Genomic DNA, 23,999 nt, shown 5'->3' with positions numbered 1-23,999 from the left:
GCCCACGTCCGCGCGCCTCACGTCGCTGATGCGCTGGGCACAGTCGGGCGAGATCGTGTTGATCGTCACGACGCCGGGGATCGGCAAGACGCGGGTCGCCGAGCATTTCGAGGCCAATGACCCGAACGTCTGGCTGGCCACCATGTCGCCGTCCACCGCTGGCGTCTCCACGATGCTGATCGAGGTCGCCGCCGCGATCGGACTGGGCGAGGTCAAGGGCACGCCCCAGCAGCTTGCCCGCCAGATCAAGACGCGCGTGCGTGGCAAGAAGGGCCTGCTGATCGTCGATGAGGCGCAAGAGCTTAACGACAAGGCCCTGAACGAACTGCGCAGCCTCAATGATCGTGAGGGGCTTGGCCTGGTCCTCATGGGCAATGACACGGTGGTAGGCCAGTTCAGCGGCCGCAAAAGCGCGCTGGCGCAGATATCGTCCCGCTTCTCGATCCGTCATGTCCAGGTCGCACCGATGCCCGGTGACATGGATGCGTTGCTGGACGCGTGGGGAATCGCCGCCGCCGATCAGCGCGCCTATCTGACCAAGATCGGCGCGACGCCCGGTGCCCTTCGCGAAGTCACGCACACCATCAAGATCGCCATGATGGCCGCATTCGGCACGGGTCAGCCGCTTTCGCTGGTCCACCTGAAAGACGCGGCGCGCCAGCGCAACGTCAAGGTCGGCATCCTGTGATGCGCGCGCAGCTTCAACAGGCGGTAAAAGCGCTGTGCATGGGGCGCCGTGCCCGTGTCGTCGTCGCGGAGATCGCAGCGGCGCTGGCGATCGCCTGCATGCTGTGGCTCGTGGCCTGCATGTTCATGGCGATGGGGCCGTTGGCGTGATCCGCGCCACGCGGCCCAGGAGCCTCACAGGAGCCGTTGCGGCGGTGATGTGCCTGAACGGTGCCCATGCCGCCTCTTACCCCCTTTTACGGCCTCTTATCGGCCCGTCCGCCCGGTGGGTGGCCGTGCCCTTTGGGGAAGGACAGCCCTCATGATCAAACTTGTCGTCGATAACGGGGCGGCACCGGCTCGCCCGCTGGACGATCAGCGCCGCGCCCGCCTCGCGCAAATCCACATCGCCCGCAAGAAGCTGGGCATGGAAGAGGAAGACTATCGCGCGCTCCTGGAGCGACTGACCGGCCATCGCAGCGCCAAGGCCTGCGACGATCGCCAGCTTGTCGCCCTGATCGCCGAATTCGAGCGCATGGGATGGCGTCCTACCGGATCGGGCAAGCGCCGCAGCGTCGGTGGAAGCCAGACGGTGCGCAAGGCGCGGGCCATGTGGATATCCCTCTACCAGCTTGGCGCGATCGCGGACGGATCGGACGCGGCGCTTGACGCCTTCGGCCGTCGCCAGTTGCGCGTCGATCGGCTGGTATGGGCCGATGAGCGGCAGGGCTTCCGCCTGATCGAAGCCTTGAAGGCGATCGCCACACGCTACGGCTGGGATCAGCGCGTGCCCTCGCGCATGGAAACGGATGAGCGCGTGCGGCTGCTGAAAGACCGGCTGGTCGGCGCGCAGCTTGCGCGGCTTGCCGAGGCGGGAATCGCAGTGACCGGCCCGCTGGCCGACGATCGGGAAGGCTGGTCGAACAAGCGCCTGGAAAGCGCCGCCGACGAACTGGCCGCCCGCATCCGCGAGCTACCCAAAGACACCTGATTTCGGCCCGCCTGCGCATCGGCGTCGGCGGGTGTCTTTTGCAATTTTCTCTTTACCACGTTCGTTAAAGGAACCGTTTCATGGCCATGATCGACCAAGTTGTTGACCGCCATTTCCATGCCGGGGAATCCGCGCTCGCTGATCCCAGCCTCATCATCGTCAATCTCGACACCGGCATCTATTCGGTTGGCAAGATGGTGGCGTGCCTGCGCGATCAGGTCATCCATGGTTCTCCGGGGACGGGACGGTCGGCTTGTGACACCGAAGAAGTCGGGGCTGGCCTTGAGGCACTGCTCGCCTATCTCGGGCAGCTTGGCGCGATGGTTGACCAGTTGCAGGCCTGCGACAGCGCCAACCGTCTGACCGTGGCAGCGAGGGCCGCCTGATGCGCGCGCCGGTCACGAAGGCGGGACGTGACCACGCACGTCGCGAGGGCAAGCCTGCCGTCGCAGCCCCTCGCGTCCTACCGGGCGAAGAGACGATGGCGGCCATTGCCAGCGCGATCGGCCGCGACGCCGCCTTGAAGCTGGCCGACAAATTCGGCGGCACGCGCATCTATGTCCCGCTTGCCATCGGCGATCATCATCCGCTTTGCGTTGCCTTGGGCCGCGAGATCGCCGATAGCCTCGCTGCCTATTGCGGCGGCGGCCCTCTGGTCATTCCCAAGCAGGCCGCGCGCCGCGAGCGCGTGCGCGAACTGCACTCGCGGCGGTCATTGACAATCGCACAGATTGCGTTGGAAACGGGCTACTCAGAGCGTCATGTCCACCGCCTGTTGAGCGAAGAGACAGACGATCGCCAGCCGGGACTTTTCGACTGAAATTACGGACGATGACGCCCGTCATCTCGGCAGACTGAACCCTGTCTTCCATACCGGTCTAGCGCAACGCTGATGTCCGGCCCTCTCTCCTGAGCCTGATTGAATGCCTCGCGTGCTGGTGAAGTCCGTGCGCGTCGGCTGCTGCCCTGTGGTCGGCGCGCATGGACAAGCCAGCGCCCTTCACCAGCAGGAAGAGCATCAATGGCCATCACAGACCTTATCAGCGGTATCGGCGCAGCGATCAACGAAACGCGCGAGAAGCTGACCGAAATCGATACCGAGATCAGCAAGCTCAATGCGGAGCGACTGCGGATCGTCCAGGCACCGCCCCACACCGATGATATCGTAGCCGCTTACATGCGTGGGCTGGACGCCGCCAAGAGTAGCTTTGAAAGCCGCCTCGCCTGGAACCTCAACGACAGGAACGCGCGCGAACCCGAAGCGGCTGCGCAGGTCGAGCGCGGCACCGGGCAGCTTGTCACCATCTATCAAACGCCGCCGATGACAGGGGGGCTGCATTCAAGCCCTTCCAAATCCTTGCTGACGAATGCCGGGTTGGGCGAGCGCCAAGCAACCGTTGATGCGGCGGCGCTGGTCTATTTCCTCAGTGATCACATCGCGGCGGAAATACCCAAGCTGGTGGCGAAGCTCTGTCCGTCCGCGAAGAACGGCATGCGGCAGGAAGATCGCGACCGCATGTTGGCAGAGGTCGATAGCCGCCTTGCCGCCCTGAAACAGGAGCAGGCCGAACTGCAAAGCCATCTGGAAGCCGCGCGCAAAGCCGTGAGGCCGCACTGATGTCGAAAGCGATCGCCCTGTGTGCGGCGCAGCCGGTCGTCTCCAAGGGCGCCGTCGCGCCGGACTGGCTTCACCTCCTCCCCATTGGTGAAATCAAGTCTCGCGACGGGCGCGGCCCCTATCATTTGCGGGACGCGGCCAAGGTCATTGCAGCGTCTTTGGCGCAAGCGAAAGGCAAGCTGGTCCTGGACGAAAACCATGCCACCGATCTTAGCGCGCCCAAGGGCGGCGAGGCCCCTGCACGGGGCTGGATCGTCGATCTACAGGCGCGCGCCGATGGCATATGGGGGCGCGTCGAATGGACGGATGCCGCGATCAGCCGTGGCATCTGGACAGAATATCGCGGCGTATCGCCCGTGATCCTTCACCAGAAGAACGGCACGATAGACGCGGTATTGCGCGCCAGCCTGGTCAACCAGCCTAATTTTGTCGGGCTGACTTCGCTGCACATGGCCTCACGCCCTGCGGCCGTGCAAGCCCCGCTGAATGCTGCTGATCATGCGGTGATCGCGTTGATGGGTATCGATGAGGATGCTTATCGCAAACAGTCGGCGAGCGCGGGGACAGCCGTGTCAGTTGGCAGCCTCGCTGCGCTCAACACGGCCGATCGCGGCGTCATCGCGCTGATGGGCCTTGATCCCGACCATTTCCTGAAAACCCGTGCCGCAGACCTGATCAGCAGCCTGTGACGCACAACTTCCACCATATTTTTCAAGAGGAACGATCATGTTCGCTGTCGATAAGAACCCTACTTTCACGCACGTTGTTAAGGTCAAGGTGCCCGTCAATGGCGGTTATGAAGATCAGACCATCAAAACGACGTTCAACGTCATTCCGGTTGAAGAAGCGGTAAAGTTCGATCTGACCGAGGGTCAGGATACCACCGCCTTCCTGAAACGCGCAGTGGCCCACATGGATGACCTCGTGGATGTCGAGAAGAACCCTCTGCCTTACAATGACGATCTTCGCGACCAGTTGATTGCCTTGCCCTATGTTCGTTCGGCTCTCGCGCGGTCCTATTTCGCGAGCGTGTCGGGCGCTTTCGCGGGAAACTGATAGACGCCGCTCGCCAATGGGCGGGCGGCGGCAGTCCCGATCTTAGCGAGGCGATCTCGGACGCGGAATTGTGGGGAATCCCGGAGGAGCTGATCCAGGACCTCCGGGAGGAACGGCCGAAGTTCGGCGTATTTCCTGAGAATATGGCGACCGTAAATGCGTTTCTGACGGTCGCCTCCCAGTGGCGGATGACGCCTCTCGCCCTGGGCAAAGTCTATTGGCAGGGGCTGGATTACACCGCTGCCAAGGCAGGCCTCGACCTCGCCCAAATATCCCTCACTCCCGCCCAATGGGCGGGGGTTCAATTGATGGAGGACACCGCGCGGGCTGTCCTGAACGGTTATCGCGGATGAAATCGGCATGACGCTCAAAACCTCCCTGATCATCACCGGCGACAGTAATGCAGCGCAGGCGGCTGTCGATGATCTGAAAAAGAGCGTCGATAATCTGGAGCGCGGCACCCGCGTTGCCGCCAATACGCAGGGCACGCTTGCGGCCTCAACGAACGTCACGGCGTCCAGCGCGCGGGCCGCCGCCGTTGCGCAGGGCGCTGTTGCAACGGCCAATACCACCGTCGCCGCGACCGGCCGCGCCGCAGCGGTGGCGCAGGGGGCTGTTGCGGTGGCGACGGAAGTCGCGACCGGCGCAATGGCTTCCTTCGGCATATCGGCCATGACCGTCGAAGCCATTCTAACCGGCGGCCTTTCCCTCGCCCTGACGGCTGGCATCGGCTTTCTGACAGGTTTTGCGGCCGAACTATTCTCAGCCGGGTCGGAGGCCGAAGACGCCGCCCCGAAGGTGGACAAGCTGACGGAAGCGCTTCGCCGCCTCCGCAAAGAGCAGGCCAATACGGCCGACATCGCTGAGATTGAGCAGAAGCTCAACGGCCTTCGCGACGAACGCTTGAAAGCGTCGATCGCCATAGATCGCGCCGCCAATACCCGAGCCGGGGCACAGGACCGCGCGGCGGCGTCGCGACGCATCGCGGAACTGGACGCCGAGATCGGCGGGCTGGAACGCTCCGTTGCGATGAACGAGGCGGTGGCCAAAAGCCATGAAAAGGCGGAAGAGGCGACCACCAAAAGCACCGCATCCACGCGGGCAAGCAGCGCGGCGCATCGCGAATCCTCAGAGGCAGCGCGCGCCGCTGCGGCGGCCCAAAAGGAACTTGAGGCAGACCTCAAGGGACTGATCGACCGTTACGATCCAGCGCGCAAGGCCGCATCGGACTATGCCGACGAACTGCAACGGATCGCCACCCTTGCGGGCAAAGGCAAGATTTCACCGCAAGATGCCGTCGTCTATCGTGCTCAGGCTAGCGCGGCGCATCTTGGCCAATCTCTGGATTGGGGGGATATCAGGAGCGCTGCGACCGGTGAGCAGGCTGCGATCGACGCGTCGGGCGCGATCGATAAAGTCGTTCAATCGATCAACGACGAGATCGCCGCTCTCTCGACGCTCAACCCGATCGAGCGCGAACTGTTGGAGTATCGCAGTCAACTGCTGGCGCTCTCGCCCGAGCAACGCGCGGAGGCCGAAGGCCGTATCACTGCGGCGCTTCAGGAAAAGGCGAGCATAGAAGAGATCGCCAAAGCGACTGGCGAGGCCCGTCGCGCCCAAGAACAATTGGGCAATATGGCTGTAGATGCCTTCACAGCGATTGCGGTGGGCGGCCAGAAGGCAAGCGACGTAATCGACCATCTGGGCGAGACGATCGCCGCTGCGGCGGTCCAGGCGACCTTGTTCGGCACCGGACCGCTGGCCGCCATGCTTGGCGGCGCGGTCGCGCCCGCCAGCGGGGGGAGTGCGGCGGGCGCGCAGTCCGTCAGTGCTGATCTGGTCGGCAAGTCGGTAGGAAAGTCTGTCGAAGGCGCGATGGACAAAGTCTTCGGATCGAAGGGTTCGTTCGGGAAGACGCTTCAGAATGCGGGCCTTGGTTATGCTGCGGGCGGCCTGACCGGTAGCAAGACGGGCGGCGCATTGGGCGGTGCGATCGGCGGCGCGGTGGGCAAGGAACTGCTGGGATCGGCGCTCGGGTCGCTTGGCCAGTTCGCGGGGCCGATCGGGGCGATAGCCGGTGGCCTGTTGGGCGGCGCGATCGGCGGGCTGCTGAAGAAAACCAAGACAGGCGCGGCCAACATCACCAGCGTGACGCAAGACGCCACGCTGAGCGGCAATAGCTCCTCGTTCAAAGCTGCCGCGTCGGGCGCGGCCGGGTCGGTCCAGGACGGACTGGCGGACATCGCCGAAATGCTCGGAGGCGCGATAGGTGCTTTCAACGTCACGATCGGCCAGCGTCATGGCGATTGGCGCGTGCGATCCGGCACCGGCTCGCTCAAGGTCGCCAAGGGCGCTACCGAGTTCGACGACGATCAGGCCGGGGCGATTGCCTATGCGATCCAACTAGCGGTGTCTCAGGGGGCTGTTACCGGCCTCTCAGCGGCCGTTGAGAAAGCTATCAAGTCCTCAACGGACATCAACGACGCGCTTGCTGAAGCGCTCAAGGTGCAGGAAGTCGAGCAACTGCTAGGCGGCATCGGTGCAGAACTGGCCGCGCAGTTCAAAAGCCTTGAAACGCAAGCCAAAGAGCGCGTGCGGATCGCGACGCAATATGGTTTCGATGTTGTCGCGATCGAGAAGAAGAATGCCGAGGATCGCGCGGCGCTGATGGAAGACATGCTGGATGCCCAAGTCGGCAGTCTCCAGCGCCTGGTCAAGGAAATGACCTATGGGTCGATGTTCGAAGGGTCCGCCATCGAGCAGCGCGACGCGATCCTGAAGGAAATCGAGCAGGCAAAAAGCGATGTCGCGTCCGGCAAGGATGGCGCGGCCGACGCGCTCGCCGAGCTTTTGCAGCAGCTAAACTCCGTCTCGCAGGAGGCCTATGGATCGACCGGTCAATATGCCGCCGATCGATCCATGATCCTTGACCTGGCTCGAAACGAGATCGCGAAAGCCAATGCCGAGATCGTCAAGGCATCTTCATCAACCTCAAGTGGATCGAGCGGCAGTGATCCGGCGCTCGCCACCACCAACAACGTGCTCAATGAAAACAATGATCAGAACGCGCGGATGATCGTCCAGATGGAAGAGATGAATACCAAGCTGGCGGTCATAGCGAGCAAATCCGGCGATCCGGTTGGCGACTATTTGAAACAGCAGAGATTTCAGAAATTGATGTGGAACAGCTGATGCTACTCGAAGAACTGTCGGAACTTCTGTCCGCTGGACAAATGGTCCGTCTGGCTGAAATCTATGCCGGCACACGCCTCCACATACCTCAAAAGGCGACGGACAGTCATGCGCTGGTGCAAGCTATCGGCCGGGACGGCTTCCTGAAAATAGCGCAGCGGTTTGGAACGGACACTATAAAGGTGCCGCTGTTTCGCGAACTGCGCGTCAATCATTATCGCGCAAGCGGCATGTCCCACGCGAAAATTGCTTTGCGTCTCGGGCTCACAGAGCAAGCGGTCGACAGGATTGTTAAGAGACTGCGCGAGCAGGGGGAACTGCTACCAATCGGGTCAATAGAGGGCGTCGAAAATCTCGATGTGCATTGTCGCTGTTGTCGCCATTACGGCGCTGACCGCATGGCTGACGCGATTGCCGAAACGCCGGTTGTCAGCGCATGAAAAGTGAATTTAAGAGCCTGCTTTCAGACATCCTGTCCGAAGATCAGTTGATCGCATTCGCGGAGGAGTTCGGCGGAACGCGTCTTTATGTGCCGTGCAAACCTTCCACGCAAATGGGAAAAGCCATTATTGCGGCAATTGGAGAGGAAGGATTTACCCAACTTTCCACGTTTTTCGGGCAAGATTATATCAGGGTGCCTCTGCTCATCATATTGAGAGCGAACCGCTATAGGGGAGCGGGACTGAGCAACGCAGTAATCGGCAGGCGTCTCGGGATGACCGAGACTGGCGTCAACAAGATTTTTAGCAATCTTGCCGCGAAGGGCGAACTTTTGCCGAAAGGAAGCAAGCCCCTGGCTAACGTCCAGGACGTCCAAAGCATTAACAGTGGAGCCAGATGCTTTTGCTGCGGTCACTATAATCCCGAGCGCGAGACACTGCCAGAGGTCCAGCACATCGCCGCCCAAGACGGGGATTTGGTGGGGCAAATCGAGTGACCCGTTATAGTCCACACGGCAGCATGGTCGGCGACATCGACCGGCGCGCCAAGCAGATCGCGGCGCGCAACCCTGGACATCCGGCTAGCGCTGCATTGCAGGCCGCACGGGAGGAGATCGCCGCGATCCACGCCTTGAAGGTCGCGGATGAAGCTGGACAGGAGGCGGCTCAACTTCATCTGAGCGCCATGCAACTTCGCGCGGCAAATCTCGATTTGGATCATGATGCCGCCTGCGAACTGGCGCGGCTGCATCTCGAAACGCCCAAGCACTGGATGGGCCTGTGATCAAGAAGCGCCTGGACTTGAAGGGCCGCAGTCCGCTGGCCGCTTTGGCAGAGAGGATATCGCGCGTCAGGGGCGAAGCGGGGACCGCGCAGAACCGATCGTCGCTGCCCGACGCGCCAAGCATGCTGGAAGTCCGCGAGGCCTGCGAGATCGCCGCGACCGCTACACTTGCGTCAGATGATCCCACGCCGCTGTATCTCAATGCGCTGCGGAACAAGATCGAAGTCGAGAAAATGAGCCTCGCCGGTCATAGGGTGGCGGACATAGCGAAGGCACTGGGCCTCAGTTGCCGCCACGTAACCAAACTGCGGAGCGAATTGGGCGTGGCCCATCGGAAACGTGGCGACTGAACTACCCGCAATACGTTCTGGACGGTCGGGGGCTGCTTATGGTTAATGAGCAGCCGGTAGATGGGAAGATTTCAGGGGGCTTTCAGAACTCGATAAAAGGCCGTTGAATGGGGCCGCGAGTTAGGAAGTTTATTTTGTCCCATTTAGGAAAAAGGTTTTGTCCCGCTACATCGAAACCGTCGCTACCAAAGGCCCCGCCCCCCTTCTTCCCCCGTGAAGGCGGCCGATCGCTTGTCCCTGTTATTCCTGCGCGTCCGGCCGTCCCTTGAATCCCTGCGCCACGACATACCATTCGACGCTGCCCTTGCGGCTCGCCGGCGGCTTGGCATGCTTGATCGTGGTGAAATGCTTCTTGAGCACCGCCAGCAGCTCCGCATCGGTGCCACCGGCAAAGACCTTGGCGACGAAGGTGCCGCCCTTGCGCAGATTCTGCACGGCGAAATCCGCCGCCGCCTCGACCAGCCCCATGGTGCGCAGATGGTCGGTCTGGGCATGGCCCACCGTATTGGCCGCCATGTCGGAAATCACCAGGTCCGGCTCCTGCCCCAGCGCTTCGCGCAGCAGGTCCGGCGCCTTGTCGTCCATGAAGTCCATTTCAAACAGGGTGACACCCGGAATCGGATCGACCGGCAGCAGGTCGATGCCGACCACCGCCGCCTTGGGCGCCATCTTGCGGATCACCTGTGCCCAGCCGCCCGGTGCCACGCCCAGGTCGACGACCGCGCGCGATCCCTTCACGAAATGGAATTTCTCGTCCAGCTCGATCAGCTTGAAGGCGGCACGGCTGCGCCAGCCTTCCTGCTTGGCCTTGTGGACATAGGGGTCGTTCAGGTGCCGCTCCAGCCAGCGCACCGACTGCGCGGTGCGCCCCTTGGCGGATTTCACCCGCACCTTGCCTGCGCCAGAACCCCTCACGTCGTTGCTCCATGGCGGTCCATCAGGCCGCGCAATATGCCCTCGCGAATGCCGCGGTCGGCGACGCCCAGTCGCTCGGCCGGCCAGATGTCGAGGATCGATTCCAAAATGGCACAGCCCGCGACCACCAGGTCGGCGCGCTCCGTGCCGATGCAGGGCAATCGCTGCCGATCCGCCAGCGCCATGGTCGACAGCCGTTCGGAAATCGCGCGCATCGAACTGCTCGGCACGATCAGCCCATCGATCGCCTGCCTGTCATAGCGCGGCAGGTCAAGGTGCAGGCTGGCCAAAGTCGTTACCGTGCCCGACGTGCCCAGCAGCCTGATACCCGCTTCGCCCTGCGGCAAGCGACGGGCGAGTGGCGCAAATGCCTCGGCCACGCGCGCGCGCATCCGGCCATAGGCGGCCAGCCGCTCGGTCGGATTGGCATGGTCGAACAATTCGCTCTCGGTCAGCGACACCACGCCCCAGGGCGCACTGACCCAATCGACGATGCGCGGCGCACCGTCGCAATGGGAATCGACCAGCACCAGTTCGGTCGATCCACCGCCAATATCGAAGATCAGCGCCGGGCCATTGCCCTCTTCCAGCAGCGCATGGCACCCCAGCACCGCCAGCCGCGCCTCTTCCTGCGCGCTGATGATGTCGAGCGCGATCCCGGTTTCGCGATAGACGCGCTGGATGAATTCGGCGCCGTTGCTCGCCCGCCGACAGGCCTCGGTCGCCACCGATCGCGCCAGCGTCACATGGCGCCGCCGCAGCTTGTCGGCACAGACCGACAGCGCAGCGATGGCCCGGTCGATCGCCGCATCGCTGATCCGCCCGGTGGCCGCCAGCCCCTCGCCCAGACGCACGATCCGGGAAAAGGCATCGACCACGATGAACCCGTCCGCTGACGGCTTGGCGATCAGTAGACGGCAATTATTGGTACCCAGATCGATTGCCGCATAGGATCGGCGGTCACGCGCCGTGTAGGGATAAAGGCCCCGTTGCTTCGACGGGGGCGTAATGGCCGCAGCCTTGCTCCCATTACCCGAACCGGAACGGGCGGACTTGCCCGAAACGCGGCCAACCGGGCCGGAACTCTGCGGCGATGGGCGGCTATGCTGCACCAAGGCCGTATCTCACTTCATCAATCGCCGATCGCGCAAATCCGATCGGAACTTGCCTTCATGCTTAAGCGGAACCGCACGCTTCCGCAAGTGGGCGGAAAATCGCCCGAAAATCCCCCGAATTTCGTCAGGCTCCAGCATTTGCATAAATTACATACTTAACATCACCAACATCCCGATCGCCATAATCACGGGTCAAAACAATCAAGATGAGAATTTCATAACGCTAAGAGAACATTGTGTCTTTTTGGATACATGACAGAAACTTTCATTTTTGGGCAATTGTCTTGCGTCCAATAGCTGCATAGCCTCCGCAACGGTCTTTGGGGAGTTAACATCATGCGCATTCGTAAGAATGGCGCGGGCCTGTTGGCGCGCGCCGGTCGTTCTGCCCTTTTGGCATCGGCCGCTCTGTCCGCTCTGAGCATCGCACCGGCGGCTCATGCCGTCGTGCCGAACGACAATAATACGCCGGCCGACATCGTCGATGGCACCGATGTGAACGGCGTCGGCATCATGTATCGCGCCGACGGCTATGTCTGCACCGGCACGCTGATCAATCCGCGTACCGTCATTTTCGCCGCCCACTGCGTCAATGACTATGATCCCAGCACCTACAGCACGGTGAATGACGGCATTCCGGTCGCCTTCGCCTTCCAGAGCAACGCCCGCCCCGGCCTCGTCAACTGGATCAGCAACGGCTATCGCACCAACACCGCGCTCAGCGTCTACAACGTCAACAATATCGCCTATAATCCGGACTCGCTCGATCCGCCGGCGCTCAGCTTCCTCTATGGCGACACGGCGATGGCCACGCTCGACACGCCGGCCAGCGACGTGCCGACCTGGGCGATGCTCTTTTCCGCCCTGCCCGCGCCGGAAAGCATCAGCGACACGACCGGCACCGGCTATCATGTGACGATCACCGGCTATGGCCGCAGCGGCAGCGGCACCACCGGCAACAGCTATGGCATCGATTATCGCCGCAAGGTGGCCGAGAATTTCCTCGGCATGCTCGGCTCGCTCGACGATATCGACATCTTCCTGTTCGGCGAAGGCGGTGGCTATACCCAGAATCTCTACCAGACCGACTTCGACGATCCGACCCGGACCAACGAATTCGACTTCAACGTCTTCAAGGACGATGCGCTTCCCAATGAAGGCAATACCGCCGGCGGCGATTCCGGCGGCCCGCTGATCCTCGACCAGACCTTTGACCAGAAGGTGGTGCTGGGCGTCCTGTCGGGGGGTAGCCGCTACTTCCTGGAACAGCCGCAAAGCTCCTATGGCGGCTCCGCCTTCTATCAGCCGCTCTATCTCTTCTGGGACTGGATCGCGCAGAATAATCCCTATCGCTATGCCACGGCCAAGGCCGGCGACGGCAAGTGGAGCGACCCCAGCCACTGGGTGACGGCGCTCGACCCCAATTACATGATCATCGACAGTAACGGATCGCTGGTGAACGGCGTGCCGACCACGCCCGGCGCCGGCGCCTTTGGCGAGGATGATGCGCAGAAATTCGGCCAGGTCTGCTACCAGCCCAATGATGGCTCGGACGACGCCTGTTACGATGTCGGCACCGATACGCTGCTGATCAATGGCGAGCCGGTCGAGGCGACCGACGCGACCACCACCAGCGGCAGCAAGACCGTCGCCAACAACAAGGGCAAGGTCGAGATTGCCGAACGCAGCCCGTCCGATGGCGCCGCCAGCCTGGCGGACGAGGCCATCGTCGAGGCCCAGGCGGAGGGCGATGCCGTCCTGCCCGCCGCAACCCTGGCCAACGGCCTGCCCGGCGCCACCAATTTCGTGCCGAACAATATCGACCCGGTCGCCGCGCAGGGCGTCGTCGGCCGCTATTATGACGTCACGCTGAGCGCCGCCGGCAAGACCACGCTCGACATCGACGCCACCGTCGATCGCTTCACCATCTCGGGCAGCGGCTCGACGCTCGACGTCACCAGCGCCGGGTCGCTGACCAGCCTCATGGACATTTCCCATCTGGCCGGCGTGGTGAATATCGACGGCACGGTCGAAACGCCGGGCGACTATCTGCTGCTCTCGGGCCTGCTCTCGGGCAAGGGCACGCTGCGCGCCGGCTATTTCACCAACATCATGGGCGTGGTCGCGCCTGGCGGCATCGGCACGGTTGGCACGCTCACGGTCGAGGGTAATGCTATCCTCTCCTCGGGCAGCACGCTGCATGTCGACCTTGGCAGCAGCGGTTCCGATCTGCTCGCGGTCAAGGCCACCGATGATGTCGAAGGCATCGCGGCGGTCGATGGCAAGGTCGTCTTCGGCGCGGCGACCGGTGCCAAGCTGCGCTATGGCAGCCGCTACACTTTCCTGACCGCGGAAGGCGGCGTCGAAGGCACGTTCGACACGCCGACCAACATCAGCGCCATCCTGAAGCCCGTGCTGACCTATGGCGCCAACAGTGTCAGCGTCACGATCGATGCCGGCACCTATGCCGGCGTCGTCAATGGCGGCTCGCAGGTGCAGACCAGCTTCGCCCGCCTGCTCGATCAGAACCGCGCCCTCTACGGCAATTATGCCACCCTCTATGGTGAGGCCGACCTGCTGAGCGTCGCCGCGATCCAGGCGTCGCTCGAAACCATGGCGCCGCGTACCGAAGCGCTCCGTACCTCCATGTCCGAAGTGCTGAACGACAATATGGCCCGCTTCTATCGCGATCGCCTAGCACGCGTCAGCGGCGGCAGCATGGGCGGCACGCTGACCATGACCGGTCAGCCGCTCCAGCTCGCCGCGCTCAGCATGAACAATCTAAACCTGGGCATGGATCAGGGCGGCGGCAACGAAACCGTCACCCAGGAAAATGCCCTGCCCGATGACGTCAGCGCCTTCATCGCCGGCGGCTATATCGACGGCAAGAGCGATCCGATGCGGGGCGCCATCACCACCGGCCGCGACAAGTTCGACGGCTGGTATGGTGCGGCCGGCATCGAAAAGATGATCGGCGACGATGCCGTGATCGGCCTGGCCGCATCCTATAGCGAGCTCAAGGGCAATACCGGCATCGGCGACACCGCCCGCGCCCGCCTCTACCAGGCCACCGTCTATGGCAATTGGGATCTGGGCGGCGTGGTTCTGGATGGCGTCGGCAGCGCCGGCACCCTCACCAGCAAGACCAAGCGCGCCTTCGCGGTGGGCACCACCCCCTACACGCTGCGCGGCAGCGACCAGCAACTGGCCCTGTCGGGCGAGATCGGCATCGGCGCGCCGCTGGGTGGCGACGCCTTCACCATCACGCCGCGCGCCTCGCTGCGTGGCGCCTATATCAGCGGCGGCAACCTCGCTGAATATGGCGGCGACACCGCGCTGGTGATCCATCGCCATGCGATCCAGAGCGCGCAGGGCCGACTGGGGGCCACGGCGAAGATCGATGTCGGCGGGTTCAAGCCTTATCTGACCGCCAATTATGTCCATGAATTCCGCGACCAGCCGGCCTATTTCCTGGCCAATTTCGTCGGCGGCACCGGATCGCTCGCGCCCTTCGCGCTGGGCGGCTCGGACAAGAATTGGGGCGAAGTGGGCGGCGGCCTGACCCTCAGCACCGGCAATGTCGACATCAGCCTGTCGGCCGACACCACCGCCTGGCGCGGCAACCTCAGCTATCAGAGCTATCGCGCCGCACTCAAATTCCGCTTCTGACAGCAGCTCCCCGGCAACAGAAGCATTGGGCCGTCCCGCATGGGGCGGCCCTTTTTTTGCGGGCAGCCCCCTCCGGCCAATTACCGATTGCCTCTGCGCCTCTCCGCTCGGACAAATGCAGCATGAAAGACCATGGCCCGCCCCTGTCCCGCCGACACATGCTGTCGCTGACGGCGGGCGCCATTCCGGCCCTGTCCTGCGCGCCCGGCCTGGCCGTCGCGCCGCCTTCCGGACTCGACGCCATCGCCCGCAGCCGGGGCCTGCGCTTTGGCACCGCCGTATCGCCCACCCATCTGGACGATCCGGCCTTTGCCCAGTTGATCGTCCGGGAATGTTCGGTGCTGACAGCCGAGAATAATTTCAAATGGAAATATCTCGAAGCCAAGGAGGGTCAGCGCAACCCGGCAAAGGCGCTGCGCGTCCTGCGCTTCGCCAGCCGCCATCGCATGTCGCCGCGGGGCCATACATTCGTCTGGAATCAGGATGATCGGGTGCCCGGCTGGCTGATCACCAATGAGGCGGCGCTGGCGCAGAAGGGAGGCGCGCCGCTCATCGCCCAGATGAACGATCATGCCCGCTATCTTGCGACCACCTTCCCCCAGATCGAATCATGGGACTGCGTGAACGAGGCGTTCGTCGTCCAGAGCGGACAATTGAAGAACTCGATCTACACCCGCATCCTCGGCATGGGCTTCTTCGACCTCGCCTTTCAGCTGATGGCGCAATATGCCCCCCATGCGCAGCGCGTCTATAATGGCAATATGAGCTGGGAGCAGAATCCCGATCATCGCAACGCCGTGCTGCGCGTGCTGGAACAGGCGCTCAAGCGCGGCGTGCCGGTCAACGCCATCGGCATTCAGAGCCATCTGGGCAATACGCTGGGCCGTGGCCGCGACGAACGGGCCTGGAATCGCTTCCTCGCCGAACTGGACGCCATGGGCATGACGGTGCTTATCACCGAACTGGATTGCGCCGACCGCCATCTGAGCGATCGGGAACCGGCCAGGCGCGATGCCGAGATCGCCGCCTTCGTGAAGGGCTATCTCGACATCACGCTCAGCCATCGCAATGTCTCCCAGATCATCTGCTGGGGCCTCAGCGATCGCTATTCCAATCTCAATCGCGACAGCTATCCGACCAAGAGCCGCCGCCCGGATGGCCTGCCCATGCGCGGCAACCCCTTTGACGATGCGCTGCGGCCCAAACCCCTTTATGATGCGATCGCCGCCGCCATCGCCGCCTGTCCGGTGCGATGATCGGGCGGACCGCTGGACAGGATCGGCCACCCTATTAGGGTAGGGCGATCGACAGACAGGGGCCAGGCCGATGCATCCGGTGGAATTGTTCGAACTGCTGGTGGCCATGCTGCTGGCGATCATCGCGCTTCATTATGCCGCGCATCGGCTGGGCCTGCCGCCGGCAGTCGCCTTGCTGACCGGCGGTACCTTGCTCGCCTTCGTGCCCGGCCTGCCGGTCATCTCGCTCGACCCCGAACTGGTGCTGGTCATCTTCCTGCCGCCGCTGCTGATGGACGGCGCCTGGTTCATTGCACTGGGTCATCTGCGCCGCCACCTGATCGGCATCATGTCGCTGGCGATCGGCGCGGTGATCTTCACCACGCTCGTCGTGGCGGCGGTCGCCCATGCCTTGATGCCGTCCCTGCCCTGGGCCGCCTGCGCCGCGCTCGGCGCGATCGTCTCGCCGCCCGACGCCATTGCCGCCCGCGCCGTGCTGCAACGCGTGCATCTCCCGCGTCGCCTGTCGGTCCTGCTGGAGGGCGAAAGCCTGTTCAACGACGCCAGCGGCCTGGTCCTCTTCCGCTTCGCCATCGCCGCCGTCGCCACCGGCAGCTTCAGCGCGGTCGCCGGCCTCGAAAGCTTCATCCTGCTCGCCGTCGGCGGGCTGGTGATCGGCGGCGCCATCGGCGCCATCTGGGTGCTACTGGTCCGGCGGCTGGGTGACGATTATCTGATGATCGCCTCCTCCATGCTGGTGCCCTGGTCGGCCTATCTGCTGGGTGAAGCCTTCCATGTCTCCGGCGTCATCGCCACCGTCGCAGCCGGCCTCATCTGCGGCTGGTATCAGCATATCGTCTGGTCCGCCTCGGTGCGGATGCGCGGCACCGCCTTCTGGGCAGTGATGATCTTCCTCATGGAAGCGACCGTGTTCATGCTGATCGGCTCCTCGCTGCGCGGGGTGGTCGACCGGGTCGGCGGCTTTGCCGTCGTGCTCGACAATATGGCGGTGCCAGTGCTGCTCATCCTGCTCGCCCTCACCGCCGCCCGCTTCGTCTGGGTGTTCGGCTCGGACGCCATCATCATGTTGCTGCGCGCGATGGGCCTGCGTCGCTACAGCCCGGTCGGCCCGCGCGGCGCTACCGTGCTCGGCTGGGCCGGGATGCGCGGTGTGGTGACGCTGGCGGTTGCGCTCTCCGTGCCGGAGGGCTTTCCGGGGCGCGACTTCCTGCTGGTCGCGGCCTTTGGCGTGATCCTGGGCACCGTCCTGATCCAGGGCACCACGCTCGGGCTGCTGATCCGCTGGGCGGGCCTTTCCGACCCGATTCATGATCGTCCCCGCCTCAGCATGAGCGATGCCGAAGCCGCCATCGCCAAGGTCCAGGCCGTGCGTGTCGAACAGCTTGCCTATGATGCAGCCGGCGAACTCATCCACCCGCAACTGCTCGAACGCTATCAGCGCCGCGCCGTCATCTCGAAAAACTATGCCGGGCAGGAAGACCAGTTCGCCGACCGGCTCCATGCCCATTTCGACCTGGTGCTGGAGGCGATCGCCGCCGGCCGCGCCGAACTGCTGCGCCTGCACCGCGCCGGCGACATTGACGAACATGTGCTGCAGGAACTGGAACGCGATCTCGACCTGGAGGAACTGACCGCCTGGTCGATGAAGTCGTGACCGCGATGGAAGCCCGGTTGCGCGACCTGCTGAACGCCGATCCCTGGCGCATGGCGATCCTGCATCTGCTCCGCGCGCTCGACCTGCCCGATGGCTGGGTCGCCGCCGGCTTCGTGCGCGATGCGGTCTGGGACCATCTCCACGGCCACGCCCCGTCGATCCCCGTCGGCGATATCGACATCATCTGGTTCGATCCCATCCGGACCGCCCCCGCGCTCGACCGGCAGATCGAGCGGCAACTGGCCACGCTGCGCCCGGACATCGACTGGTCGGTCAAGAATCAGGCACGGATGCACCTGCGCAATCGGGACGCACCCTATGCCGATGCTGCCGACGCGATGCGCCACTGGACCGAGACGGCGACCGCCATCGGCGTCCGTCTGACGCCCGACGACCAGCTGGAGGTCAACGCCCCCTTCGGCCTTGATGATCTGTTCGGCTTGCGGCTGGTGCCCGGCCCGGCCTTTCTCGGCGCCAGGCGGGCGATCTTCGATGGGCGGGTGCGCGCCAAGCGGTGGCCGGCGCGCTATCCCCTACTACAGCTGGGCTGATCAGAGCGGCAGCAGCGCGCCCACGATCCAGCGTTCCTCGGCGCGCAGCACGCCCCAGGCACGGGCGGCGGCGCGGCTGTCCATCGCTTCGACGCCGATGCCGCGCGCTTCCAGTTCCCGCACGAAGGGGCGGGGCGGCTGTTGCAGCCCGCTGCCGGTGCCCAGCAGCAGGAATTCGGGCTTCAGCTCCAGATGGTCGAACAAATCGCCCAGCGCCGCGACGCTCATCGCCGACACCGCCGGCGCCTGCATCCAGGCCAGTGCCCGGACGGGGCTGAGCAACAGCCCGTCCGGGAAGACATCGTCCTTCACCCGGAAGCCCCGGCCCTGGAAGCCGGTGACGATCGGACCCTGACCGCTATCGTCGCGGCGCAGTTCGATTCCGGTTTGACGGTCGCTCAGGGCTGGGCTCCGTCGCGCGGACCCATGCGCTCGGCCTGGGCGGCGATGCCGCCCTTCTTCGCCTTCTTCTCGGACGTCTGCGGGCTCAGGCCCAGCGTGATCAGCAGCGAGGAGGAGACATAGACCGACGAATAGGTGCCGACGATGATGCCCAGCATCATGGCCGCGGTGAAGCCGCGCAGCACATGGCCGCCCAGCAGCAGCAGCGCGCCCAGCGCCAGCAGGATGGTGACCGAGGTCATGACCGTGCGCGGCAGCGTCTCGTTGACCGACAGGTCGATCAGCGACTTCATGTCCATCTTGCGATATTTGCGCATATTCTCGCGGATACGGTCGTCGATCACCATCTTGTCGTTGATCGAATAGCCCACGATGGTCAGCACGGCGGCGATGATGTTGAGGTCGAACTCCAGCTGCGTGACCGCGAAGAAGCCCAGCGTCATCAGCACGTCGTGGACGATCGCGACGAAGGTCGACACGCCGAACTGCCATTCGTAGCGGAACCAGGAGAAGATCGCGATGCCGATGATCGCCAGCACGACCGCCAGCACGCCATTCTGGATCAGTTCGCCCGACACCTTGCCCGACACCGTGTCATAGCGCGAGAAGGTGACGCCGGGGAACTGCGCCTCCATCGCCTTGCGGGTCTTTTCGACCACGGCGTTGGCGGCGCCGGCGCCGCCCTGTTCGGGCAGCGGCAGGCGGATCTGCACCGTCTTGGGATCGCCGAACTGCTGCAGCGAGCTTTCGCCCACGCGCAGCCCCGCGATCGTGTCGCGGACCTTGTCGGTCTCGACCGCCTGCGGGAACTTCGCCTCGATCATCAGGCCGCCGACAAAGTCGACGCCCAGGTTCAGGCCCTTGTAGAAGGTCGCGCCGACCGCCAGCACGGTCAGCAGCAGCGTCAGGCCAAAGGCCCAGTGGCGCAGCTTGACGAAGCCGATATTGGTGTTGTCGGGGACGAGCTTGAGAAGTTTCATGGGTTGTTCCTCCCGCCCCTCTTAAATGTGGATGTCCGTGGGACGAGTGCGACGCACCCAGCCCGAGACGAGAACGCGCGTGAAGGTCACGGCGGTGAACACGCTGGTCGCGATACCGATCAGCAGCACGATGGCGAAGCCCTTGACCGGGCCGGAGCCCAGCGCGAGCATGATGCCACCGGCGATCGCATGGGTCACGTTCGCTTCGAAGATGGTGCGGCTGGCTTCCTTGTAGCCGAACTCGATCGCCTGCACGACCCCGCGCCCGCGTCGCCGCTCTTCGCGGATACGCTCATAGATCAGCACGTTGGCGTCGACCGCGGTGCCGATCGTCAGCACGAAGCCGGCAATGCCCGGCAGGGTCAGCGTCGCGCCCAATATGCCCATCACGCCCAGGATCACCAGCACGTTGATGGCCACGGCCAGGTTCGCATACATGCCGAACCGGCCATAGCTCACGAACATGAAGACAGCGACGGCGACGACCGCGACGATCGACGCGACCAGGCCGGCGCGGATCGAATCGGCGCCCAGGCCCGGACCGACGGTGCGTTCCTCGACCACGACGAAGTTGACCGGCAGCTTGCCCGACCGCAGCGCGATCGCCAGCTGGTTGGCGCCCTCGACGGTGAAGCTGCCCGAAATCGTCGCCGACCCGCCCAGGATCGGCTCATTGATGTTCGGCGCCGACAGCACCTTGCCATCCAGGATGATGGCGAAGGGGCGGTTGACATTCTGCGACGTCACCTTGGCGAACTTGTTGCCGCCCGATCCGTTGAAGCGGATGGTGACATTGGGTTCGTTGGTCTGCTGGTCATAGGTCTGCTGGGCGTCGGTCAGCTCTTCGCCCGACACCATCACCTGGCGGTGGACCGCGATCATCGGCGGCCCGGCCGGATTGGTCGGATAGGGCAGGACTTCGCTGCCCACCGGCGCGCGGCCCTGGGCCACCTCGCTCGGATTGGCGCTCATGTCGACCAGCTTGAATTCCAGCTTCGCGGTCTGGCCCAGCAGCGCCTTCAGCCCCTTGGGATCCTGCAGGCCCGGCACCTGCACGACGATGCGGTTGGCGCCCTGCTGCTGGATGGTCGGCTCGCGCGTGCCCATTTCGTCGATGCGCTTGCGGATGACTTCGGTCGCGACCTGCATCGCGCTCTTCACCGCATTGTCGATTCCCGCCTGGGTCGGCGTGATGACGATGGTGGAGCTGTTGACCACCTCGACATTGAAATCGCGCTGGCCGGTCAGGCCCGCACCCTGGGTCAGCGGGCGGATGCGCTCGACGGCGGCATCCACTTCGCTGGGGTTGCGGACCATGAAGCTGAGCTTCCCGTCACGGCTGGAGATATCGCCGATCGCGATCTTCGTCTCGCCCCGGCGCAGTTCCGTGCGGACCTGCTCCTCCATATTGGCGAGCCGCTGCTTGGCCACATCCTGGGTCGACGCTTCCAGCAGCAAATGGCTTCCGCCGGCAAGGTCGAGGCCCAGATTGACCCGCGTCTGCATGAAGGGGGGCAGCTTCGCCACCGTCGAATCGGGCAGGAAGCTCGGGACGGCGCAGAAGATGCCGATGATCAGCGGCAACAGGATGCCGGCGATGGCCCAGCGCGAGAAGTTCAGCATGGTTGGATCAGTCGTTCGCGGGCTTGGCGGTGGTCGGGTCGATCACGTCGGCCAGGGTCGACTTGACCGCCTTGACCTTCATGTTCGGCGCCAGCTCGATATCGACATAGATGTCGTCGACGCGCGCGACCTTGCCGACCAGGCCACCGCCGGTCACGACCTGATCGCCCTTCTTCACGGCGTCGATCTTGCCCTTATGTTCCTTCATCTTCTTCTGCTGCGGACGGATCAGCAGGAAGTAGAAGACGACGAAGATGAGGACCAGCGGTGCCATCTGCACCAGGATACCGGCGCCGGAGGCTTGCCCGCCCGCGGTCTGGGCAAAGGCTGGAGTAATGAACATGGTGGGACTTTCGCCTTGTTTTTCGGTCTCCCCAACCCGCAGGGCGCGGGCATGGGATCAAGCGCGGGCGGCTAACACAGATGCCCGGGGCAAGGCAACATGCTTGGCTTTCTGCGCCCGGAATGGCGGGCTTTGAAAGCATCGGCCAACGGACGGAAAAGCCGGTCATTCGCACGCCCCGCAAAAAGCCTGCATCGAATCCCTTGCAACTTCCAATTCATCCCTCTATTGGGCGCCCTCCGGTCGGGACGTAGCGCAGCCTGGTAGCGCATCACACTGGGGGTGTGGGGGTCGGAGGTTCGAATCCTCTCGTCCCGACCAAAAATTCTCCGAACATCACCATAATCCAAGATTTTCGCCGCTTCGGCGGAGGGCCTGCCCCTGCGCGTCAGACGCTGCCGGCCCGGATCTTTGCGAACATGTCCGCAAAGGTCAGCCGGCTATCGATCCGGGTGAAGACGCGCATCGGCCGGCCGGCCGGATGTGCGACATAGCCTGACTGATCGTTGATCCGCGGCGTCGGCCGGATCAGATAATCGCTCGACGCTGCATCGGGATCGAAGGAGGATTGCAGCGCGGTCAGCGTGACCAGCGGACTGTCCCCCAATATATAGGTTTCGCCGAGCGGCGCATCGATCCGCCTGATTGCCCGCTCCAGCTGATCCAGCAGATAACGGCCGAGCCGCCCCGCCCCTGCCAGTTCCCGGTCGAGTTCGGCATGACCGATCATCAGCGTGCGATAGACGTTGCGCGGCACCTGCCAGATCTCGACCGCCGAATCGTTGAACAATGTCTGCGCGGCGGCCAGATCGATGGTCAGATTATATTCCTTGCTTGCCCGAACATGGACGGTGGGATCGACATCGCCATGTTCCGGCCCGCCAATCCAGACCAGGATGATCCGCCGTGCGATCTCCGGCCGCAGGCGCACCGCCTCGGCCAGGTCGGTCAGGCCAGCCCCCGCGACATAGAAGAGGGGCAATTTGCTATCAGTCCGTTGCGCTTCGGCGATGATCGCGGTCACCGCCGGGGTGGCCGATGGCGGCGTGCCGGGTGCCGGCGCAGCATTGCGTCCCGCCAGCACCAGCGGTCGATGCGGCAGCCGCATGCAATCCATCATGTCCCTGACGCATTGCACGGCATTGTCGGCCTGTCGGTCCGACCCGTCGAGGAAATCCCTGGGATGGATATGCGATCCGATGATCAGCGGGATCTGAACCGAAGGCGACAACAGATGATGCGCCAGTTGGAAAAGGCCATCGGGATCGCCGGAAAAATCATTGTCGATGATCACCCGGCTGCGGACCCGCGCGCTCAGGGCGTGAGCCGGCCCGGCCAGTGATGCCTGTCCGGCCAGCCCCACAAGCCCCGCCAGCCATGTTCGCCGATCGATGATAAGCCTGTTCTGCACGACCTGACCCTCCCCATGCCGCCCCATTGGACATGTGGCCACATTGCGGGACCATGACCCACAATGTCAAACAAGACCCGGAAATGCCGGAAGATCAGTCGGCCGCTCCTGCCGCATCCTCCCTCTCCCCCGCCATCGCCAGCAGCAGGTCGATCTTCTCGTGCAGGCTGGCGATCTGCGCTTCCGATCGCAAATTGGTTTCATAGTCGAGCCGAGCCTCCAGCCGGTCCTTCGCCGCCTGGCGGTTCTGGCTCATCATGATGATCGGCGCCTGCAACGCGGCCAGCATCGACAGCATCAGGTTCAAAAAGATGAAGGGAAAGGGATCGAAAGCGTGGCGCGCCAGCACCAGCGTGTTCAGCAGCGCCCAGAGGAGCAGGAACAGGCTGAAACCGATGATGAAGCGCCAGGAACCGCCGATCGCCGCGACGCGATCGGCCAGCCGCTCGCCATAGGTCTGGCCGTCATCGAACAGGCGGTTGAGATCAGGGGCTTGGGGCCCGCGGCGCAGGGAGCCGACGAGAAAACGGATGGCTGCATTCATGGATCACCTCGTGCGACCGCGCCTTCGGGCGGGCGGGTGATCCGAACCTGTCAGTTCGCCCCCATGCCCGAACGCGCGGTCTTTCGACTATGGTCGTTGTCGGACATGATTTCCTCGAAAGGATGGGCGGAATATTCCGGCTGGAACAGGGTCGCCGCTAGCCCCCGCGCCGCGCCGGATCAATCCGCGCGATCATGAAATCTTGGTCATGTTGGAGTGGCTTGCGGACCGTGGGCCTACCCTCTCCCGTTCACGGGAGAGGGAGGGGCCCGCGCCAAAGGCGTGGGAGGGTGAGGGCGTTCTGAAACAAGCCGCACTCATCCAACTTCGCCTAACCGGCTTTGCCGGCAAGGCTTCGTATCCTTCTCCCGCCAACGGGAGAAGGAATAAGCGCTCCTGCTCGCTTCGCGCCAGGCAGCTTTCCGCCCGGAAGCGGACC

Annotated in this window: 26 protein-coding genes and 1 tRNA gene; 19 read left to right on the top strand and 8 right to left on the bottom strand. The window is 63.8% G+C overall.

Features of this window, described 5'->3' with window-relative positions:
* The 14 genes from CG471_RS21860 to CG471_RS21800 form a co-directional block, all read left to right on the top strand.
* Positions 1-688: AAA family ATPase (locus CG471_RS21860; RefSeq protein ID WP_180275767.1), on the top strand; the 688-nt coding region annotated here is incomplete at its 5' end.
* The gene (locus tag CG471_RS30755; RefSeq protein WP_180275766.1) at positions 688-837 is read left to right on the top strand and encodes a hypothetical protein; all 150 of its coding nucleotides are present in this window, start codon (positions 688-690) and stop codon (positions 835-837) included. The genes CG471_RS21860 and CG471_RS30755, both read left to right, overlap by 1 nt.
* Positions 838-988: 151 nt before the next feature.
* Complete coding sequence (locus tag CG471_RS21855) at positions 989-1,657, top strand: regulatory protein GemA (RefSeq protein WP_099233735.1); 669 nt, start codon at positions 989-991, stop codon at positions 1,655-1,657.
* Positions 1,658-1,737: 80 nt separating this feature from the next.
* Positions 1,738-2,043 (top strand): hypothetical protein, encoded by a 306-nt coding sequence (locus tag CG471_RS21850; protein ID WP_099233734.1) that lies wholly within the window; start codon positions 1,738-1,740, stop codon positions 2,041-2,043.
* A gap of 95 nt (positions 2,044-2,138) precedes the next feature.
* A complete protein-coding gene (locus CG471_RS21845; RefSeq protein WP_099233733.1) occupies positions 2,139-2,477 on the top strand; it encodes a hypothetical protein in 339 nt (112 codons plus the stop codon).
* Positions 2,478-2,678: 201 nt separating this feature from the next.
* Entirely contained in the window at positions 2,679-3,275 is a 597-nt protein-coding gene (locus tag CG471_RS21840; RefSeq protein ID WP_099233732.1) for a hypothetical protein, read from the top strand.
* Positions 3,275-3,964 (top strand): phage protease, encoded by a 690-nt coding sequence (locus CG471_RS21835; RefSeq protein WP_099233731.1) that lies wholly within the window; start codon positions 3,275-3,277, stop codon positions 3,962-3,964. Before CG471_RS21840 ends, CG471_RS21835 begins: the two co-directional genes overlap by 1 nt.
* 37 nt (positions 3,965-4,001) lie before the next feature.
* Positions 4,002-4,331: a hypothetical protein gene (locus CG471_RS21830; RefSeq protein WP_099233730.1), complete on the top strand. Its 330-nt coding sequence runs from the start codon at positions 4,002-4,004 to the stop codon at positions 4,329-4,331.
* 68 nt (positions 4,332-4,399) lie between these two features.
* The gene (locus CG471_RS21825) at positions 4,400-4,684 is read left to right on the top strand and encodes a DUF1799 domain-containing protein (protein WP_099233729.1); all 285 of its coding nucleotides are present in this window, start codon (positions 4,400-4,402) and stop codon (positions 4,682-4,684) included.
* A gap of 7 nt (positions 4,685-4,691) precedes the next feature.
* Positions 4,692-7,523 carry a hypothetical protein gene (locus CG471_RS21820; RefSeq protein WP_099233728.1) on the top strand — a complete coding sequence of 944 codons (2,832 nt, stop codon included), beginning with the start codon at positions 4,692-4,694 and terminating at the stop codon, positions 7,521-7,523.
* The gene (locus CG471_RS21815; RefSeq protein ID WP_099233727.1) at positions 7,523-7,963 is read left to right on the top strand and encodes a hypothetical protein; all 441 of its coding nucleotides are present in this window, start codon (positions 7,523-7,525) and stop codon (positions 7,961-7,963) included. Before CG471_RS21820 ends, CG471_RS21815 begins: the two co-directional genes overlap by 1 nt.
* Entirely contained in the window at positions 7,960-8,460 is a 501-nt protein-coding gene (locus CG471_RS21810) for a hypothetical protein (RefSeq protein WP_099233726.1), read from the top strand. Before CG471_RS21815 ends, CG471_RS21810 begins: the two co-directional genes overlap by 4 nt.
* Before the next feature lie 23 nt (positions 8,461-8,483).
* Positions 8,484-8,747: a hypothetical protein gene (locus CG471_RS21805; protein WP_099233725.1), complete on the top strand. Its 264-nt coding sequence runs from the start codon at positions 8,484-8,486 to the stop codon at positions 8,745-8,747.
* Positions 8,744-9,097: a hypothetical protein gene (locus CG471_RS21800; protein WP_099233724.1), complete on the top strand. Its 354-nt coding sequence runs from the start codon at positions 8,744-8,746 to the stop codon at positions 9,095-9,097. Before CG471_RS21805 ends, CG471_RS21800 begins: the two co-directional genes overlap by 4 nt.
* Positions 9,098-9,337: 240 nt before the next feature.
* Here CG471_RS21800 and CG471_RS21795 read toward each other — a convergent pair whose 3' ends face one another.
* Positions 9,338-10,012 (bottom strand): RlmE family RNA methyltransferase, encoded by a 675-nt coding sequence (locus CG471_RS21795; RefSeq protein WP_004208734.1) that lies wholly within the window; start codon positions 10,010-10,012, stop codon positions 9,338-9,340.
* A complete protein-coding gene (locus CG471_RS21790) occupies positions 10,009-11,127 on the bottom strand; it encodes a Ppx/GppA phosphatase family protein (RefSeq protein ID WP_037490575.1) in 1,119 nt (372 codons plus the stop codon). The genes CG471_RS21795 and CG471_RS21790 overlap by 4 nt, the downstream gene beginning before the upstream one ends.
* Positions 11,128-11,463: 336 nt before the next feature.
* Here CG471_RS21790 and CG471_RS21785 point away from each other — a divergent pair, with 336 nt between their 5' ends.
* The 4 genes from CG471_RS21785 to CG471_RS21770 all read left to right on the top strand — a co-directional run bounded on the left by CG471_RS21785 (position 11,464) and on the right by CG471_RS21770 (position 18,257).
* Positions 11,464-14,796 carry an autotransporter domain-containing protein gene (locus CG471_RS21785; RefSeq protein WP_099233723.1) on the top strand — a complete coding sequence of 1,111 codons (3,333 nt, stop codon included), beginning with the start codon at positions 11,464-11,466 and terminating at the stop codon, positions 14,794-14,796.
* A gap of 122 nt (positions 14,797-14,918) precedes the next feature.
* Positions 14,919-16,052 carry an endo-1,4-beta-xylanase gene (locus tag CG471_RS21780; RefSeq protein WP_099233722.1) on the top strand — a complete coding sequence of 378 codons (1,134 nt, stop codon included), beginning with the start codon at positions 14,919-14,921 and terminating at the stop codon, positions 16,050-16,052.
* Between the two features lie 70 nt (positions 16,053-16,122).
* Entirely contained in the window at positions 16,123-17,706 is a 1,584-nt protein-coding gene (locus CG471_RS21775) for a Na+/H+ antiporter (RefSeq protein WP_099233721.1), read from the top strand.
* Positions 17,707-17,711: 5 nt separating this feature from the next.
* Positions 17,712-18,257: a nucleotidyltransferase family protein gene (locus CG471_RS21770; RefSeq protein WP_099233720.1), complete on the top strand. Its 546-nt coding sequence runs from the start codon at positions 17,712-17,714 to the stop codon at positions 18,255-18,257.
* On the opposite strand, the gene CG471_RS21765 is transcribed toward CG471_RS21770, so the two are convergent.
* From CG471_RS21765 to yajC, 4 genes are all read right to left on the bottom strand, one after another.
* Entirely contained in the window at positions 18,258-18,569 is a 312-nt protein-coding gene (locus CG471_RS21765; protein ID WP_373562064.1) for an MTH938/NDUFAF3 family protein, read from the bottom strand.
* A gap of 86 nt (positions 18,570-18,655) precedes the next feature.
* Positions 18,656-19,639 carry a protein translocase subunit SecF gene (secF, locus tag CG471_RS21760; protein ID WP_004208741.1) on the bottom strand — a complete coding sequence of 328 codons (984 nt, stop codon included), beginning with the start codon at positions 19,637-19,639 and terminating at the stop codon, positions 18,656-18,658.
* Between the two features lie 21 nt (positions 19,640-19,660).
* Positions 19,661-21,262: a protein translocase subunit SecD gene (secD, locus tag CG471_RS21755; protein ID WP_099233719.1), complete on the bottom strand. Its 1,602-nt coding sequence runs from the start codon at positions 21,260-21,262 to the stop codon at positions 19,661-19,663.
* 7 nt (positions 21,263-21,269) lie between these two features.
* Entirely contained in the window at positions 21,270-21,605 is a 336-nt protein-coding gene (yajC, locus tag CG471_RS21750; RefSeq protein ID WP_004208743.1) for a preprotein translocase subunit YajC, read from the bottom strand.
* A gap of 244 nt (positions 21,606-21,849) precedes the next feature.
* Between yajC and CG471_RS21745 the strand changes: the two genes are divergently transcribed.
* Positions 21,850-21,926, top strand: a tRNA-Pro gene (locus CG471_RS21745).
* A 67-nt stretch (positions 21,927-21,993) separates the two neighbouring features.
* Here CG471_RS21745 and CG471_RS21740 read toward each other — a convergent pair.
* Together CG471_RS21740 and CG471_RS21735 are read right to left on the bottom strand one after the other, a co-directional pair.
* Positions 21,994-23,016, bottom strand: a complete 1,023-nt coding sequence (locus CG471_RS21740) for a nucleoside hydrolase (protein WP_099233737.1) — start codon at positions 23,014-23,016, stop codon at positions 21,994-21,996.
* 94 nt (positions 23,017-23,110) lie between these two features.
* On the bottom strand, positions 23,111-23,560 hold the full coding sequence (locus CG471_RS21735; protein WP_099233718.1) for a DUF1003 domain-containing protein: 450 nt from the start codon (positions 23,558-23,560) through the stop codon (positions 23,111-23,113).
* Positions 23,561-23,999 lie beyond the last annotated feature (439 nt).

The sequence above is a fragment of the Sphingobium sp. IP1 genome (genome assembly GCF_002708645.1).
GTDB lineage: Bacteria > Pseudomonadota > Alphaproteobacteria > Sphingomonadales > Sphingomonadaceae > Sphingobium > Sphingobium yanoikuyae.
The sequence above is the reverse complement of the archived record's forward strand: the minus strand, read 5'-3'. Positions and strand labels throughout refer to the sequence as shown.

What these genes read in the sequence shown, in the direction of transcription:
- secD (WP_099233719.1), bottom strand. Translation starts at nt 21,262, where the DNA reads ATGCTGAACTTCTCGCGCTGGGCCATCGCCGGCATCCTGTTGCCGCTG.
- CG471_RS21855 (WP_099233735.1), top strand. Translation starts at nt 989, where the DNA reads ATGATCAAACTTGTCGTCGATAACGGGGCGGCACCGGCTCGCCCGCTG.
- CG471_RS21835 (WP_099233731.1), top strand. Translation starts at nt 3,275, where the DNA reads ATGTCGAAAGCGATCGCCCTGTGTGCGGCGCAGCCGGTCGTCTCCAAG.
- CG471_RS21840 (WP_099233732.1), top strand. Translation starts at nt 2,679, where the DNA reads ATGGCCATCACAGACCTTATCAGCGGTATCGGCGCAGCGATCAACGAA.
- CG471_RS21830 (WP_099233730.1), top strand. Translation starts at nt 4,002, where the DNA reads ATGTTCGCTGTCGATAAGAACCCTACTTTCACGCACGTTGTTAAGGTC.
- CG471_RS21810 (WP_099233726.1), top strand. Translation starts at nt 7,960, where the DNA reads ATGAAAAGTGAATTTAAGAGCCTGCTTTCAGACATCCTGTCCGAAGAT.
- secF (WP_004208741.1), bottom strand. Translation starts at nt 19,639, where the DNA reads ATGAAACTTCTCAAGCTCGTCCCCGACAACACCAATATCGGCTTCGTC.
- CG471_RS21850 (WP_099233734.1), top strand. Translation starts at nt 1,738, where the DNA reads ATGGCCATGATCGACCAAGTTGTTGACCGCCATTTCCATGCCGGGGAA.
- CG471_RS21785 (WP_099233723.1), top strand. Translation starts at nt 11,464, where the DNA reads ATGCGCATTCGTAAGAATGGCGCGGGCCTGTTGGCGCGCGCCGGTCGT.
- CG471_RS21780 (WP_099233722.1), top strand. Translation starts at nt 14,919, where the DNA reads ATGAAAGACCATGGCCCGCCCCTGTCCCGCCGACACATGCTGTCGCTG.
- CG471_RS30755 (WP_180275766.1), top strand. Translation starts at nt 688, where the DNA reads ATGCGCGCGCAGCTTCAACAGGCGGTAAAAGCGCTGTGCATGGGGCGC.
- CG471_RS21775 (WP_099233721.1), top strand. Translation starts at nt 16,123, where the DNA reads ATGCATCCGGTGGAATTGTTCGAACTGCTGGTGGCCATGCTGCTGGCG.
- CG471_RS21770 (WP_099233720.1), top strand. Translation starts at nt 17,712, where the DNA reads ATGGAAGCCCGGTTGCGCGACCTGCTGAACGCCGATCCCTGGCGCATG.
- yajC (WP_004208743.1), bottom strand. Translation starts at nt 21,605, where the DNA reads ATGTTCATTACTCCAGCCTTTGCCCAGACCGCGGGCGGGCAAGCCTCC.
- CG471_RS21805 (WP_099233725.1), top strand. Translation starts at nt 8,484, where the DNA reads ATGGTCGGCGACATCGACCGGCGCGCCAAGCAGATCGCGGCGCGCAAC.
- CG471_RS21735 (WP_099233718.1), bottom strand. Translation starts at nt 23,560, where the DNA reads ATGAATGCAGCCATCCGTTTTCTCGTCGGCTCCCTGCGCCGCGGGCCC.
- CG471_RS21845 (WP_099233733.1), top strand. Translation starts at nt 2,139, where the DNA reads ATGGCGGCCATTGCCAGCGCGATCGGCCGCGACGCCGCCTTGAAGCTG.
- CG471_RS21820 (WP_099233728.1), top strand. Translation starts at nt 4,692, where the DNA reads ATGACGCTCAAAACCTCCCTGATCATCACCGGCGACAGTAATGCAGCG.
- CG471_RS21815 (WP_099233727.1), top strand. Translation starts at nt 7,523, where the DNA reads ATGCTACTCGAAGAACTGTCGGAACTTCTGTCCGCTGGACAAATGGTC.